The organism is Caballeronia sordidicola, from assembly GCF_002220365.1.
In the GTDB taxonomy this organism is placed as follows: domain Bacteria; phylum Pseudomonadota; class Gammaproteobacteria; order Burkholderiales; family Burkholderiaceae; genus Caballeronia; species Caballeronia sordidicola_C.
Genome location: NZ_MTHB01000029.1, coordinates 1 through 15,681, shown reverse-complemented (window position 1 = coordinate 15,681; position 15,681 = coordinate 1). Strand labels below are relative to the sequence as shown.

Sequence of the window (15,681 nt, the reverse complement as noted above, 5' to 3'; positions counted from 1 at the left end):
ATGTCCGCCATCACACTCGTCGGCGAAGCGCAGTTGCGTGCACTCGTGCCACTTGATCTCGCCGCGATCGATCAGGTTGAATCAGCATTTCTTTCACTCGCGACTGAAGCCGTGGCCATGCCGCCGGTCCTTCGTCTCGACCTTCCCGAGCATGCCGGTGAAGTCGATGTAAAGACCGCGTGGTTGCCGCGTTTCGATAGCTTCGCCATCAAGGTCAGTCCCGGATTCTTCAACAATCCTGCGCTCGGTTTGCCGAGTCTCAACGGCCTGATGCTGGTGTTGTCGGCGCGCACCGGATTGACCGAGGCCGTGCTGCTCGACAACGGTTATCTCACCGCGGTTCGCACCGCTGCGGCGGGCGCGGTCGCCGCGCGCTGGCTCGCACGCAAGGGTGCTAGGCGTGTGGCCGTGATCGGGGCGGGCGAGCAGGCACGCCTCCAGTTGGAGGCGTTACGGTTGGTCTGCGAGATCGACCACGTCACTGTCTGGGCACGTGACATGGAACGTGCGCGGCGCTTTGCGAAGGGTCTGCAAGGAATTCGCGGCGAGGTAGCCCCAAGTGTGCATGAAGCGCTTGCGCTTGCCGATATCGCCATCACGACTACACCAAGCCGAAGCCCGTTGATACACGCTGAAGACCTGCACCCGGGTTTGCATATCACCGCGATGGGATCTGATGCCGAACACAAGAACGAGCTCGCGCCGGCGGTTCTCGTCGCCGGGCGCTATGTCTGCGATCGTCTTCAGCAAACGCGCATTCTCGGCGAGCTTCATCACGCTATCGAGGCTGGTGTTATTGCAAAGGACGCCGGCTTTGCCGAGTTGGGACATGTCATTGCGGGTAGCCGTCCGGGACGCGCGCATGACGAGGACATCACCATCTGCGACCTGACGGGAACTGGTGCACAGGACACGGCGATCGCCGCATTGGCGTTGCAACGCGCCCGCGGGCAAAAGGCAGGGATCATCTTTAACAACGACGTGACGCTCTGAGAGGGGACGATGTCATTCATGACGCAACAAGCACAAGAGCAAGAAAGACGCGCAGCGGCACCCGCCGCACGCCTGTATTTCGAACAAAGCGAATTTGACGCGCGCATTGCCAAGACGCGGCGAGCGATGCAAAAAGCGGAGGTCGATCTGCTGATTGTCTCCGATCCGACCAACATGAGCTGGCTCACCGGCTACGACGGGTGGTCGTTCTATGTGCACCAGTGCGTGCTCTTGCCAATGGAAGGGGAGCCGCTATGGTTCGGTCGCGGACAGGACGCGAACGGCGCGAAGCGCACTGTTTTCATGCGTCACGACCAGATAGTGGGCTACCCTGACCACTACGTACAGTCACAAGTTCGGCATCCTATGGATTATTTATCGCGTGAAGTGATTGCTGCACGTGGCTGGGATAAATGTCGAATAGGCGTGGAGAAGGATAACTACTATTTCAGCGCGGCAGCGTATGCATCATTGATGCATCATCTGCCGCAGGCAACATGGGTCGACGCCACGGGCCTGGTCAACTGGCAGCGGGCGATCAAGTCGCCTCGCGAGATCGAGTACATGCGAGTTGCCGCGCGGATTGTCGAGAAGATGCACGCACGCATTCTCGAGCGGGTCGAACCAGGCATGCGCAAGAGCGATCTTGTCGCGGAAATCTATTCGGCAGGCATCACGGGCGTAGAGGGATATGGCGGAGACTATCCCGCGATCGTACCTTTGCTGCCGACAGGTTCTGATGCAGCCGCGCCGCATCTGACCTGGGACGACTCCGAGTTCACGAAGGGCGCAGGAACATTCTTTGAGATTGCCGGCTGCTTCAGGCGGTATCACTGTCCGCAATCGCGCACGGTCTATCTCGGCCGTCCGCCGCAACATTTCATCGATGCAGAAAAGGCCGTGGTGGAGGGCATAGAAGCAGGACTTGCGGCGGCGAAGCCGGGCAATCTTTGCGAAGACATAGCCAACGCGTTTTTTGCGGTGCTGCGCAAATCCGGAATCGAGAAGGACAGCCGCTGTGGTTATCCGATCGGCGCGAGCTACCCGCCCGACTGGGGCGAGCGCACGATGAGTCTTCGTCCGGGGGACAAGACGGTCCTCGAACCCGGCATGACGTTTCACTTCATGCCGGGGCTGTGGCTCGACGACTGGGGCCTGGAGATCACGGAGAGCATCCTGATTACCAGCACGGGCGTGGAGACCTTCTGCAACACGCCTCGACAATTGTTCGTGAAGGAGTAGCCATGCGTGCGTCACCCATTACGCCGACGGTGGATCTAGCGGCCGTTGGCGAGCAGCACGGGTTCCTCAAGCTGCCGTATTCGCGCGACGATTCAGCGTGGGGCGCCATCATGATTCCCATTACCGTGATCCAGCGCGGCGAAGGGCCGACCGTGCTCCTGACGGGCGGCAATCATGGCGATGAATACGAAGGGCCGATCGCGCTGTCCAAGCTTGCGTCAACGCTCAAGGCAAGCGATGTCACCGGACGCGTGATCGTCGTGCCCTTCATGAACTATCCGGCATTCAAGGCCGGCACGCGCACCTCGTCGGTGGATTCGGGCAACCTCAACCGGACTTTTCCCGGCAAGCCGGATGGCACCGTCACAGAAAAAATAGCGGATTATTTCCAGCGCCATTTGCTGCCCATTTCCGACTACGTACTCGATATTCATGCAGGTGGCCGCACGCTGGATTTCCTGCCGTTTGCCGCCATTCACGTATTGCCTGACGCCCAGCAGCAGGCGCGATGCGAAGCCGCGATGCGTGCGTTCGGCGCGCCCTATTCCATGCGCATGCTCGAACTCGATAGCGTCGGACTGTTCGATTCCGCGGTGGAAGAAGCGGGGAAAGTGTTCGTTTCCACCGAACTCGGCGGCGGCGGAACGGCGACGGCCGCAAGCGTCGCGATTGCCGAGCGGGGTGTGTACGGCTTTCTCGCGCACGCGGGAGTCATCGACCGGGAAGGGATATCGCCGCGGGACGATCTGCGGGGCAACAACCGGACGACGACGTTGTTGGACATGCCGGACGGCACTTGCTACACCACGAGCGAGCATAGCGGCCTGCTCGAAATGTGTCGTCATCTGGGGGACTTGGTTGATGAGGGCGATGTGCTGGCCCGTGTCTACGACGCCACGCGTACTGGTGCGCCGGCAGTTGAATATTTGGCGCGGCGCAGCGGCTTGCTGGCCGCGCGGCACTTCCCAGGACTGGTCCAGATCGGGGACACGGTAGCGGTGGTCGCCGATCTGGTGGAACGTCATATTCCCGTGGCCGTCTGATCGTGATCAATCTCGACCGCTACGACATCGCCATCCTGCGGATCCTTGCACGTGATGGGCGCATCACGAAATCGCGGCTCGCCGAGGAGGTGAACCTATCGATTTCCCCTGCGTGGGAACGTGTGCGCAAACTCGAGGAAAGCGGTGTCATCAAGGGGTATCGGGCAGAGCTCGATTGGGTGGGCGTGATCAAGGCGAGCCGGATTGTGGTGGAAGTGACATTGGCAAAACACACCGCGCACGACATGCGGCGCTTCGAAGACCGCGTGCTGGCCGCGCCGGAAGTTGTCCAATGTTATGCGACGGGCGGCGGCGTGGACTATGTGCTGCATGTGGTATCGCGCGATATCGATCATTACCAGCGCTTCATTGACTCCCTGTTGATGGATGAAATCGGGATCGAACGCTATTTCACGTACATCGTCACGAAGGTTGTAAAAAGCATGCCGGACAGCGTTCCGGACTGGGAATAAAGCAAACCCGAGGCAAACCCCAAGAAAAACTCAGGAAATATCGCGGAAAGGGCCCGCAGGACAGAAAAAACGCCATGCCTAGCGGGTCACATCGAAAAAATCGCGCGGCGGCGAGGACGAAAATGGACGTCATACAGTGCAATCAGGAGCCTCTCATGTTGCTGGGTCATCCCGTCCTTTTCAAGTCGCTTTGTTATGTAGATGGCCGCTGGATCCATAGCGACAGCGCGGCAACGATCGCCGTGCAGAATCCCGCCGACCAGGAAGTGATCGGTCATGTGCCCATGCTGGATCGCGCGCAAATAGAAGCGGCGATTAGCGCCGCACACCATGCGTTTGAATCCTGGCGATGGGTGCCGCAAGAGCGCCGCAGCGCGATCCTGCTGCGCTGGCACGAATTGATCTTGCGTCATCAGCACGATCTGGCCGGCATTCTGTCGCTGGAACAGGGCAAGCCTTTGGCTGAGTCAAGGGGAGAAATCACGTATGCGGCGAGCTTCGTCGAGTGGTACGCCAATGATGCTAAACGCCTCTGCGGCCGCACGATCCCCACGCATGTCAATGGTGCCCACCTCGGCACGGTGATGGAGCCGGTCGGCGTCGCCGCACTTATCACCCCGTGGAATTTCCCGGTGGCAATGATCACCCGCAAGGCTGCCGCCGCACTTGCCGCGGGTTGCACGGCGATCGTCAAACCCGCGCACGAAACCCCATTCTCGGCGCTTGCGCTGGCTCAACTGGCCGAAGAAGCGGGGTTTCCAGCGGGCGTATTCAACGTCGTGCTGGGGGAGCCGCAAATGGCGATGGAAACACTGGTACGCGATGTGCGCGTGCGGGCCGTCAGCTTCACCGGATCTACTCGTGTGGGTGGGCTCGTCGCGCGCGCGTCGGCCGAGTCGGGTATCAAGAAGCTGGCGCTGGAACTTGGCGGCAACGCGCCGTTCATCGTCACGGAGGACGCTGATCTCGATCAGGCCGTCAAGGTGGCCATTGGCGCGAAGTTCCAGACGTCGGGACAGGATTGTTGCGCGGCGAACCGCATCTTCGTGGCCGCGCCGTTGTATGAACGGTTTGTTCATCAATACAGCGAAGCGGTGCGAGGGTTGAAGGTTGGGACTGCCTTCGAGGCAGGCGTCGAGGTGGGACCGCTGATGCATCAGGCCGCGTTCGATACCACCGCCGCTCGCGTGGCCGACGCCCGGACGAAGGGCGCGCGGATTACCGTGGGCGGGCAAGCGCATGCGCTTGGCGGGTGGTTCTTCGAGCCTACCGTGGTCGCCGACGCTGCGCCCGGCATGCGTATCTACGATGAAGAAAACTTCGCGCCGACATCGGCCATATCGTCGTTCAACACGCTGGACGAAGTGGTGGCCAGAGCCAACGATACCGAGCACGGGTTGGCCGCCTACATCTGCGCCACGCGCATGGACACGATCTTTCAACTGGTGCGCCGGCTCGAGTTCGCCATGATCTCGGTCAACGGCGTCAAGTTCACCGGCGCGCCTATCCCCTTCGGCGGCATGAAGGCGTCGGGCCTCGGCCGTGAAGGGGGAGCGGAGGGTTTCGAGCCGTTCGTCGAAATCAAATATTTTTGCCTCGGTAACCTCGGCTTGCCGCTCAGCGTCACGGCTTAGTGGAATTAACGCAATGACAGGAATCTAAGGAGCAACTCATGACACAGCAACTCGAACAACTGTTCAACGAAGACCGTGCACACTTCATGCATCCGTCGACCCATGCGCACGATCACGCAAGCGGCGCTCTTCCCGGCAAGATCGTTCGGGGAGCGAAGGGTATCCGGATTGAAGACCACGAGGGCAAGAGCTATATAGACGCTTTCGCAGGCCTGTACTGCGTGAACATTGGCTATGGCCGTACCGAAGTGGCCGAGGCGATCTACGAGCAAGCCAAGAAGCTGGCGTACTACCACACGTATGTGGGCCATTCCACCGACACCATCATCGAGCTGTCGTCGCGGATTATCGACTGGTCGCCGGCGGGGATGAAGAAGGTTTATTACGGCATGTCCGGTTCGGACGCGAACGAAACGCAGATCAAGATTGTCTGGTACTACAACAACGTGCTGGGTCGCCCAAACAAGAAAAAGATCATCTCGCGTCAGCGTGGTTACCACGGTTCGGGCATCGTCACGGGCAGCCTGACCGGTTTGCCGAGCTTCCATCAGCATTTCGATTTGCCGGTCGATCGCGTGAAGCATACGGTCTGTCCGCACTGGTACCGGCAGGCACCGGCCGGCATGAACGAAACGCGGTTTGTCGCGTATTGCGTGGAAGAACTCGAGAAGCTGATCGCGCAGGAAGGCGCCGACACGATTGCTGCGTTCATTGGCGAACCGGTGATGGGGACCGGCGGCATCATCGCGCCGCCGGAGGGTTATTGGGCCGCGATCCAGCAAGTACTGAAGAAGCACGACATCCTGCTGATCTCCGATGAAGTGGTATGCGGTTTCGGCCGGCTCGGGTCGAAGATGGGCGCGCAGCACTACGGCATGCAGCCGGACCTGATCACCGTCGCGAAGGGTCTCACCAGCGCTTATGCGCCGCTGTCGGGCGTGATTGTGGGTGAACGAGTGTGGGACGTGATCGAGAAGGGCTCACAGGAACATGGCCCGATGGGACACGGCTGGACTTATTCGGGCCACCCCATTTGCGCGGCGGCCGCTATCGCGAACCTGAACATTCTCGAACGTGAGAACCTGACGCAGAACGCCGCGGATGTCGGGGCTTATCTAGGCGCGCAATTGCATGCTGCATTCGACCAGCATCCGCTAGTGGGTGAAGTGCGCCAGACCGGCATGCTGGCCGCGCTTGAATTCATGGCGGACAAGCCAAGCCGCAAGCCTTTCGATGCAGCGTTGAAGATCGGGCCGAAGGTCTCGGCGGCCGCATTGCGGCGCGGGGTGATCGCGCGGGCCATGCCGCACGGCGACATCCTCGGGTTTGCACCGCCGCTCGTGATCACGCGGGCAGATGTGGACGAGATCGTCGGTATCGTGCGCGAAGCAGTGGATGAAGTCGCCACGCAGACGATCGCTTAACGTCGCATTACCGCTGCATCACGATCTCGTCTGGTGTTGAAAAATCAGGCCGCCGGTTTTGCCCGGCGGTCTTTTTTGTGCCGAATTTTTGCGCCGACATTGCCCAGGCCGACACGACCGCGTTCTCCGTGGCGCTTGAAAGAGTGAATGAAAGAGTGAATGAAAGGCTCTATTGCGACGCAGCATTTTCGCGCACAGCAGAGCGTGTCTCCGGCTGGCGCGCTTCTCTCACTCTTCCGGATTGACGATATCGCTTGCGACTATCTGTTCGCCGCGCATCACTGCCGCCTCGCGCGCCTCTTCTCGCGAAGGGTATGGTCCCAGCACGGGCGCTCCCTGGAACGGGAACAACAGGCGGCCGTCGGTTTTTCTAATAACCTTTAGCGTTCCTACAAACAATCCACCGGCGTTGATCTGGTACGACGCGTACACGGCGAAGTCATCCGGGTGCATGTGTTCGCCTGATCCCCGGCTTTGCAGTTGATTCACGGATAGGACAATTTTCGGCTTTTTCATGGCTTTTTACGTGGTTCAATCGTGTCCATAAACAGGCATGGCGTGTGTCCGGCCGAGCGCTGAAGCGGTCGATTTTTCCTGTCCGCGGACATCACGATGTTCACTGCAATTGCACAACATTTATCGTTTAGCAATTACCAGTCCGCGCTCGCAGTACGCTTCTTGCCCGTAAGCCGGGGCGTAGGCAGGGTGACGGTGGACAGCGAAATGCACCGCGTCCGGCGGTCGTTCGAGTGTTCAAAATCCGCGCTATCTGGACGCGTGCGGCATGCTTCGATTCACGAGATGCCAAACAGACAGGAGCGCACATGAACGCCCTCATCGCAGCGTTCGGCAGTGGCCAAGACCTCGATTCGCTACAAATGGCGGCTCGCGCGGCCGCTGCCTTCATGGGCGCGTTGGTCTGTATTCGAATCTGCGGCCGGCGTTCGTTCGGCCAGCGCTCTCCGTTTGACTATGTCGTCGCGATACTTCTTGGCGCGACGATGAGCCGCGCGAATCGTGGTGCTTCGCCCGCGATTCCGACGGTGGTTGCCTCTGTCGTGATTGTCGTGCTGCACCGCGTGCTTGCATGGGGCTGCCTGCATTCGCCGACGCTTGAGCGGCTCGTGGGCGGCGCCGAACGAGAGCTGTATCGCGATGGCCGCTTCGACGAGAAGCAGATGTCCGCTGCGCTCATTACGCGAACCGACTTGTTCGAAACAGCGCGGCAACAACTGGGCGCCGACGACCTGTCCGGCGTGCGCGCCGCTACGCTCGAACGCAACGGGGAAATCAGCCTGATCCGCGACAAGGGCACCCACTAGGGAAGTCTGCGGGGCTCGGTCTTACGCTAGCCGGGAGCGGGGAAGGATCGGGCCAGGAGACTGCTGGCAGCAAGAATCATCCCCAGGCGCGGCAGGTTGGAAATCTGTGCCGGAAGCCCCTGCGGCCCTCTACGAGCGGATTTTGGAAGGTAAAATAAATGTCTATCTACTGACGTGTCAAACTCTGCAACGCTTAAGCGCGTCGTGCGGTTAAACGTTTCTTATCGATTCCTGGACATGAACGAAAGACAACCGATCGCCGACCTGAATCACGCCTTCCTGGAGGGCGGTGGCGAAGTCGCCAAGATCATCGCATCCAGAGACTGGTCCGCTTCGCCACTGGGACCGGTAAAAGACTGGTCGCAGACGCTGACCGGCACTATCGCCCTGATTTTGCAGTCGCCCGTCCCGATCGTGACGCTCTGGGGGGTGGATGGCGTCATGCTCTACAACGACGCCTATTCCGTTTTCGCAGGCGCCCGGCATCCCCAGCTTCTCGGCTCCAAGGTGCGGGAAGGGTGGTCCGAGATCGCGGATTTCAACGACAACGTGATGAAGGTCGGCCTGGCCGGCCGAACGCTGCGATACGAAGATCAGGAGCTCACGCTGCACCGCCACGGACGCGGCGAGCAAGTATGGATGAACCTGGACTACTCGCCCATTCGCGACGAGCAGGGTGTGCCGGTCGCGGTCATCGCGATCGTGGTGGAGACCACCGCAAAGGTGCGCGCGGAGCGCTGGCTGAGCGGCGAGCGCGAGCGGCTGCGGCGGATGTTCGAGCAGGCACCCGGATTCATGGCCATGCTGACCGGCCCCGAACACGTCATCGAATTGACGAACGCATCCTTCACGCAACTGGTTGGGGATCGGACAATCCTGGGAAAACCGGTGCAAGAAGGATTGCCCGAACTGCGCGGGCAAGGGTTTGTAGAGATCCTGAACCAGGTCTACGCCTCTGGAATGCCCGTCTCGGGCAGTGCGCAGTCCATCGTGCTCAATCGGCTCCCCGGGGCGCCTGCAGAGCAGCGTTATGTCGACTTCGTCTATCAGCCGGTACGCAACGAAGCCGGCGCTGTAATCGGCATCTTCATCCAGGGAACCGACGTGACGGACCGCCTGGTCGCCGAGCGCGCCGTCCATGAAAGCGAGGAGAAGTTCCGCACCTTCGCCCAGGCCATGCCCAACCAGGTCTGGTCGGCGCAAAGCGACGGCGAACTCGACTGGTTCAACGACCGGGTCTACGAGTACAGCGGCGCGGCGCAGGGCAGTCTGGACGGCCAGGCGTGGGGCAACATCATTCATGGTGACGATTTGCAGGCCGCCGCCGGACAGTGGGCCGACGCGGTGGCATCGGGCACGACCTACGAATTCGAGTTCCGCATTCGACGAGCCGACGGCGTGTTCCGCTGGCATATCGCCCGAGCGCTGCCGATTCGCGACAACGCGGGATCCATCGTCCGCTGGATCGGCACGAATACCGACATTGAAGGCCAGAAGTCCGCGGCACGGGCGCTGGAGCGCCTGAACAAGACGCTCGAACAGCAGGTGGCGGAAAGTGTTGCCGACCGGGAGCGCATGTGGCGGCTCTCCACCGACATGATGCTGGTCGCCGATTTCAAGTCGAACATCGTGGCGGTGAATCCGGCTTGGCAGCAGATCCTGGGCCGGGATGAGAAGAACCTTATCGGCCATTCATTCCTGGAGTTCGTGCATCCCGATGACCGGGTTGCGACGCTCGCCGAATTGGGCGAACTGAGCGAGGGGATCCGCACGTTCAAGTTTATCAACCGGTACCAACGGCAGGATGGCGCGTATGTCACGCTGTCGTGGACGGCTGTGCCCGATGAGCATTTCATCCATGCCGTGGGGCGCGACATCACCGCGGATCGCGAAGCGGCAGACGCGCTGCGGCGTACCGAACTGGCGCTTCAGCAGGCGCAAAAGATGGAAACGATCGGCAAGCTCACCGGCGGCGTCGCGCACGATTTCAATAATCTGCTGCAGGTTATTTCAGGCAACTTGCAGCTGCTTGCGTCGGACGTGGCGGGCAGCGAGCGGGCAGAGCGGCGCCTGGCGAATGCGCTTGCCGGCGTGAGCCGCGGCGCGAAGCTGGCGAGTCAGTTGCTGGCCTTCGGCCGCCGGCAGGCGCTCGAACCGAAGACGATCAGGATCGGACGGCTCATCACGGGCATGGAAGACATGTTGCGGCGTAGCCTGGGCGAAGCCATCGAGATCGAGACGATTGTTTCCGCCGGCCTGTGGAATACATTCGTCGATCCCACCCAGGTCGAGAACGCGGTACTCAATCTCGCCATCAATGCGCGCGATGCCATGGACAACGCGGGCAAGCTGACCCTTGAAGTAGGCAACGCTTTCCTCGACGACCGCTATGCGCTCGATCACGCCGAGGTGAGCGCCGGGCAATATGTGATGCTCGCGGTGACGGATACCGGCTGCGGGATGACACCCGAAGTGCTGGCCCAGGCCTATGAGCCGTTCTTCTCCACCAAACCGGAGGGCAAGGGTTCGGGGTTGGGACTCTCCATGGTCTATGGCTTTGTTAAACAGTCCGGTGGACACGTCAAGATCTACAGCGAACCGGGCGAGGGCACGACGGTGAAGTTGTATTTACCGCGGACCCACGACAAGGAGGATCTAGGGGGGGTGATGGAAAGCACGCCGGTGCTCGGTGGCGCCGAGACGATCCTGGTGGCGGAAGACGACGAGCAAGTCCGGGTGACGGTGGTGGAGATGTTGTCCGAACTGGGATATCGCGTGCTCAAGGCGAGCGACGCCAGCAGTGCGCTTGCGATCATCGAAAGCGGCGTGTCGATCGACCTGTTGTTCACCGACGTCGTCATGCCGGGCCCACTGCGAAGTCCCGAGTTAGCTCGCCGTGCGCGGCATCTCATTCCCGGCATAGCTGTGCTGTTCACGTCAGGCTATACGGAAAATGCGATTGTTCACGGCGGCCGGCTGGATGCCGGAGTCGAATTGCTCGGCAAGCCCTACACGCGGGAGGCGCTCGCCAGAAAGATCCGGCACGTGCTCGCAAACCAAAAACAGCACGCCGCGCTCACGGACGCGCCGGCGCCTTCAAGCGTGCCGTCGGCAGTCACGCTCAGCGCGCCTGCCGGACGCGCGCTAAACATCTTGTTCGTTGAAGACGATGACCTGATTCGCTCCAATACGAGTGAGTTGCTCGCGGTGCTTGGGCACGTGGTCCACGAGGCCGCCAACGCACAAGCGGCTTTGGCGCTCATGCAAAAGGAGGCGGTCGATCTGCTCATCACGGACATCGGCTTGCCGGGCATGTCGGGCGAAGAGCTCGCCATACAAGCGCGTGTTTTGCGCCGTGACCTGGCGGTCATATTCGCAACCGGTAACCATCATGTTTCGAGGGTGTCCGGATACTTTGTCTTGCGAAAGCCCTACGATACCGTGAGCTTGGCTGCGGTCTTGCGGCAGGTTCAATGACGGCTGCCACGCGTTCGGGCAAACGGTTGAACGTGTTGCAGCCGGTCCATCACGATATAGTCCGAACGCCTGACCTTGTTGATCCCGTACGCGGGAAAGCAGGTCGCCTGATACAAGCTCAAGCCGAGGTCGAGGAACAGCAACGGCACGATCAACCCGTAGATGAAAGGCGCAACCACGGCAGTGGAGGGACGGCTCTTGAAGAGCCACTGCAGCATCCCTGTCTTCGAGCGCCGATGTACCTGCCTGACCGCCTTGTCGAACGTGATGCGCTTGCCGTCCATGCTATGGAGCAAGGGGCACTTCCGCCTGATGCACGACGGTTCTCAGCTCATCTTCCAGCACGTTGATCTGCGCCATCAGTCGACGTATTTTCTCGTTCACATGACCCCCGTTCCAGCTGGATACGCCGGACAATGCTGCCAACTCATGGCTGTTCGAGAAAGGCAGCAGGGCCCTTTCCGCATCACGCACAGCGACTCGTTACGCACAGCGACTAAGAGGAGGCATTCGCGACGGGGGCCTCATCTTCGCCGGCCGCCTTCCGGAGATAAGCGGCTGCAAGTCGCCGGAGCTCCTCTTCAGAGGCATCCTCGATGCCGATCAGGTGATTGTCCGCAGACCGGTGAGACGCAAGTAACTCATTGAGTTTCAGGTGAAGCGCGACGCTGTCCTTGTTCTGGCTTTGCTGGATAAGGAACACCATGATGAAGGTGACAATGGTCGTCCCGGTATTGATCACCAGTTGCCAATTTTCCGAGTAGTGGAAAACTGGCCCGGTCACGGCCCAGACCACAATGCTGATTACCGCAAGGCCGAACGCCACGGGGGAGCCGGTCCAGCGAGTCACGGCGCTCGCGAAAATATCGAAGGCGCGGGTAACAGGGTGATGGGTCGCGTACGCAGGACTCGATGTGTCAGGGACTGTGTCCAGCGCGTCCGTTGACGATTGCAATGGGGGCGAAGTTTCCTTTCGCATCGCTTTCTCCTGGTTATCCTTGCTTCGTGTCGTCAGAGCCTGAGCAAGAAGCATTCCGGATAGGCAGGCGCTTGAAGTTTGAAGATATCGCGCCCGGACAGAGACACGTGAGGGCCATCAGGCTTCATTCACCGAGCAGCCGCGCCCCACTTCTGATCAAGACGCTGCGCCTTCGGGAAGCGCCGACAGTTGCGTGACAGGAGACAGAACAATCACCCCTAACTGGATCGCGAAAGCCACGCTCGACACCAGCAGACACGCGCCCACGCCTGTTTGCGTTGCGAGGGCTGCACCGAGCAGTGCGCCAACGGGACGCGCTCCATAGGTTGCTGTGCTCATGATGGCTGACACTCTGCCGAGCATGGCGTGAGGTGTGATCGCCTGACGCAGGGTGGTTGACCCTATCGTCCACAGTACCGGCCCGGCGCCAAGCAAAAAGAAGCTCGCGCAAGCCATCCATACTTGCGGGAAAAACAATGTAGCGCTCATCAGCACTGATGCCAGGAAGCCGCATACAGGGCCGATCACGAGTGTCCGGCCGAAGGAAATTCGCCTGGACACGGCGGGTCCCGCCAGCGCACCGGCCACCATGCCCGCGCCATAGGCCGCCAGGCTCACGCCGATCACCCATGACGACATATGCAGGTGGTGCGCCGCGTAAGCCACGTAGATCGCCTGCAACACGAAATAGCCCAGGTTGAAGAAAACCGCGGTCAGGAGAATGGGGCGGAGCAGCGGGTCGCGGAATACGAAAGCGGCGCCCTCGCGGAGCTCAGCGAGGAAATGCCTACCCGTCCTGGGCAGATGCGCTGAGACGGGCAACGCGCGCAGCAGTGCAACGGCGAAGGCCGACAACATGGTCGCTAACGCGTAGGCCCAACCCGCGCCGACCGAGCCCACGATCACCCCGCCTATCGCCGGCCCCGCCGAATACGCGACGCTTCTAGCCAATTCGATACGGCTGTTTGCAGCCGGCAGCGCAGCCCGAGGCACGAGAGATGGAATGAGGGATGGTGCCGCGACGCTGTAAGCGACCGTACCCGCCGCGCCGATAAAACCGCAAACTGCAAGCAGCGGTAGTGTGAGCAGATGGGTTCCGATCAGCACGAGGATCGTGATCATTGCAAGTACGCGAACCGCTTCTGCGCTTGCCATCAGGGCGCGTCGCGAGTGACGGTCGGCATAGACACCCATTGGCAACGAGAGCAGCAGGAATGGCAGGGTCTGGGCGGTTTGCAGCAGGCCGGTTTGCGCGGCGCTTGCACCCAGCAGGAATACGGCAACGAGCGGCGCGGCGGCAAGACTGATCTGCTCGGCGGATTGTGCAAGCAGGTTCGACCATGCTAAACGGTGAAATGCGGGCGGCAGGGTGATGCGATGGTTTGACGAAGAATGCATGACGTGAGGCTCCTTGGAAGGCGGCCTGACCATCATGGTGTGCGAAGGCGTTCGATACGCCCCGGATCTTGCGCTTACGTTCAGCTACGCCAAAGGTTTCGTCACGCACGGCTAATAGTAGTCGTCTTCTAACTGATGTCGTACCGCCAAGATCGTCACTGTGTCGCTGTCGTCTATTTCGAAAAGCGCTACCTATCCAGATCGTCCGAAAGGAATGATCTGCTCCCGCAGAAAGGGAAGATTCGGCTGCGCTTTTCGGCAGGTAAAGGGTGAAGCGCGAAGCGTGGCGATACCCTCATGGAGTGCGTGAAGAGCGCCACGTGGACTGAAATGACCGCGTGGCGCTTTTTGCTTTGCGCATTTGGCCGCCGTTACCGGACGTTCGCTAGCGCTGCGACCTTGCGGATCGTATCGGCGCAAGCGGTTGCCGCTTCAACGCCCTTCACGACGAAATGCTCGCGGAAGAACTTCGTGTGTTCTTCGCCCGAGTGGAAGTGATGGGGTGTCAATACAGCGGACAAGACCGGCGTGCCGGTTTCCAGTTGCACTTGCATCAAGCCGGTGATGACAGCCTGCGCCACGAATTCATGCCGGTAGATGCCACCATCCACCACGAGACCTGCGGCAACGATAGCCGCGTAGTCGCCACGTTGAGCAAGTAGCTTCGCGTGCAGCGGGATTTCGAAGGCACCGGCGACTTCGTAGAGGTCGACGTCGTCGCGGCTGAATCCTTGTGCCTGGATGGCATCGAGGAAGGACGCTTTGCATTGGTCGACAATGTCGCGATGCCAGCACGCTTGGATGAATGCGATACGCGCACGCGGCTTGGCTGCCGAGCTAACGGCGGGATTATTTTCGAGAGTTGTTGCGAGCGTCATGAATGTAAGCCTGTTTGTGTGAACAGGGCGAAGGACGGCATGGCACGCAAGCGCAAATGCAGCAAATGCAGCAAATGCAGCAAATGCTTTCGCGCAAGTGGACATACGCCGTCCCGTTCTCTTTCATCCGGACTATGACCGTCGGCCCCGGGATCAAACCGGGTCTGCTGACCTTTGTGTTTCGCCATGCTTTCAGGGGAAACACAAAGCGCTCGCGGGCTACGCGCAGAAGCTGTACGCGATCACCGCCGGTGGGGAGTTTCACCCCGCCCCGAGAACTCGTTCTAAGTGAACGGAACGTAAATTATCACGATTTTTAAAGATGCGCCGATACCAATTGGGTTTTCGCTCACGCCGGTGGACGGGGTTTGGGGTTCTGGCGGTCGCGGGTTAGCGGTTGGGGGTTGATGTCGGGGTGCCAGGTTGTGGTGTTAGCGGTCGGAGTCAGTGCCGGGTTGCCAGGTTCCTGGGTTAGCGGTCTGGGTCAATGCCGGGTTGCTGCTGTTAGTGTTAGTGGTCTGCTTGAGTTGGCTTATTTCTTTAGCACTATTAGCCACTGCGCGTGGCGGCGCGTCATTTCTTTGTCCAAAGCGACAAAGAAACGAAGCAAAGAAAACGCTTTCAAACCACGCTACCCTAAGTGTCCACAGCGTGCAGTTTCCATTCATAGGTGCCCCAAAAGCACGGTGCTCGCCAGAGCCACGGATGTGTGAACCCCTCCTTCTCCGTACACGGGTTCTGACACGCTTCGCCACCAGTGACTGAACCTGCCCAAGGTTCACCCCGCGCTATCCGCGAACAACCAACCACCAAATTAG

14 protein-coding genes, 1 pseudogene and 1 riboswitch are annotated in these 15,681 nt (G+C 60.3%); of the genes and pseudogenes, 8 read left to right on the top strand and 7 right to left on the bottom strand.

The genetic code is table 11. The features are described 5' to 3' along the window. The 6 genes from BSU04_RS04365 to BSU04_RS04340 all read left to right on the top strand — a co-directional run bounded on the left by BSU04_RS04365 (window position 1) and on the right by BSU04_RS04340 (window position 6,809). A complete protein-coding gene (locus BSU04_RS04365; protein WP_089159448.1) occupies window positions 1-993 on the top strand; it encodes a cyclodeaminase in 993 nt (330 codons plus the stop codon). 9 nt (window positions 994-1,002) lie between these two features. Further along, window positions 1,003-2,235: an ectoine hydrolase DoeA gene (gene doeA, locus BSU04_RS04360; RefSeq protein ID WP_089159447.1), complete on the top strand. Its 1,233-nt coding sequence runs from the start codon at window positions 1,003-1,005 to the stop codon at window positions 2,233-2,235. Window positions 2,236-2,237: 2 nt separating this feature from the next. Continuing rightward, window positions 2,238-3,278, top strand: a complete 1,041-nt coding sequence (doeB, locus tag BSU04_RS04355) for a N(2)-acetyl-L-2,4-diaminobutanoate deacetylase DoeB (RefSeq protein WP_089159446.1) — start codon at window positions 2,238-2,240, stop codon at window positions 3,276-3,278. Window positions 3,279-3,280: 2 nt separating this feature from the next. Continuing rightward, window positions 3,281-3,751 carry an Lrp/AsnC family transcriptional regulator gene (locus tag BSU04_RS04350; RefSeq protein WP_089159445.1) on the top strand — a complete coding sequence of 157 codons (471 nt, stop codon included), beginning with the start codon at window positions 3,281-3,283 and terminating at the stop codon, window positions 3,749-3,751. A 155-nt stretch (window positions 3,752-3,906) separates the two neighbouring features. Next, entirely contained in the window at window positions 3,907-5,385 is a 1,479-nt protein-coding gene (locus BSU04_RS04345; protein WP_089159444.1) for an NAD-dependent succinate-semialdehyde dehydrogenase, read from the top strand. A gap of 38 nt (window positions 5,386-5,423) precedes the next feature. Beyond that, window positions 5,424-6,809, top strand: coding sequence for an aspartate aminotransferase family protein (locus BSU04_RS04340; RefSeq protein WP_089159443.1), 1,386 nt, complete (start codon window positions 5,424-5,426; stop codon window positions 6,807-6,809). A gap of 228 nt (window positions 6,810-7,037) precedes the next feature. Here the strand turns inward: BSU04_RS04340 and BSU04_RS04335 are convergent, their stop codons facing one another. Then, a complete protein-coding gene (locus tag BSU04_RS04335; RefSeq protein WP_256982139.1) occupies window positions 7,038-7,325 on the bottom strand; it encodes a DUF6723 family protein in 288 nt (95 codons plus the stop codon). A 308-nt stretch (window positions 7,326-7,633) separates the two neighbouring features. On the opposite strand from BSU04_RS04335, the gene BSU04_RS04330 reads away from it, so the two are divergent. Together BSU04_RS04330 and BSU04_RS04325 are read left to right on the top strand one after the other, a co-directional pair. Continuing rightward, window positions 7,634-8,131 (top strand): DUF421 domain-containing protein, encoded by a 498-nt coding sequence (locus BSU04_RS04330; RefSeq protein WP_089159442.1) that lies wholly within the window; start codon window positions 7,634-7,636, stop codon window positions 8,129-8,131. Between the two features lie 237 nt (window positions 8,132-8,368). Further along, a complete protein-coding gene (locus BSU04_RS04325; RefSeq protein ID WP_089159441.1) occupies window positions 8,369-11,608 on the top strand; it encodes a PAS domain S-box protein in 3,240 nt (1,079 codons plus the stop codon). On the opposite strand, the gene BSU04_RS04320 is transcribed toward BSU04_RS04325, so the two are convergent. The 6 genes and pseudogenes from BSU04_RS04320 to BSU04_RS04295 all read right to left on the bottom strand — a co-directional run bounded on the left by BSU04_RS04320 (window position 11,602) and on the right by BSU04_RS04295 (window position 14,863). Then, entirely contained in the window at window positions 11,602-11,904 is a 303-nt protein-coding gene (locus BSU04_RS04320; protein WP_144021117.1) for a hypothetical protein, read from the bottom strand. The two genes, BSU04_RS04325 and BSU04_RS04320, sit on opposite strands and share 7 nt — an antisense overlap. After that, complete coding sequence (locus BSU04_RS04315; RefSeq protein WP_089159439.1) at window positions 11,894-12,082, bottom strand: hypothetical protein; 189 nt, start codon at window positions 12,080-12,082, stop codon at window positions 11,894-11,896. Before BSU04_RS04315 ends, BSU04_RS04320 begins: the two co-directional genes overlap by 11 nt. Window positions 12,083-12,104: 22 nt before the next feature. After that, entirely contained in the window at window positions 12,105-12,587 is a 483-nt protein-coding gene (locus tag BSU04_RS04310) for a low affinity iron permease family protein (RefSeq protein ID WP_089159438.1), read from the bottom strand. A gap of 156 nt (window positions 12,588-12,743) precedes the next feature. Then, entirely contained in the window at window positions 12,744-13,985 is a 1,242-nt protein-coding gene (locus BSU04_RS04305) for an MFS transporter (RefSeq protein WP_089159437.1), read from the bottom strand. 111 nt (window positions 13,986-14,096) lie between these two features. Beyond that, a pseudogene (locus BSU04_RS47350) lies at window positions 14,097-14,300 on the bottom strand (type II toxin-antitoxin system RelE/ParE family toxin); the annotation flags it as partial. A gap of 56 nt (window positions 14,301-14,356) precedes the next feature. Further along, a complete protein-coding gene (locus BSU04_RS04295; protein WP_089159482.1) occupies window positions 14,357-14,863 on the bottom strand; it encodes a 6,7-dimethyl-8-ribityllumazine synthase in 507 nt (168 codons plus the stop codon). A 111-nt stretch (window positions 14,864-14,974) separates the two neighbouring features. Further along, a riboswitch (FMN riboswitch) is annotated at window positions 14,975-15,146 on the bottom strand. Between the last annotated feature and the right edge of the window lie 535 nt (window positions 15,147-15,681).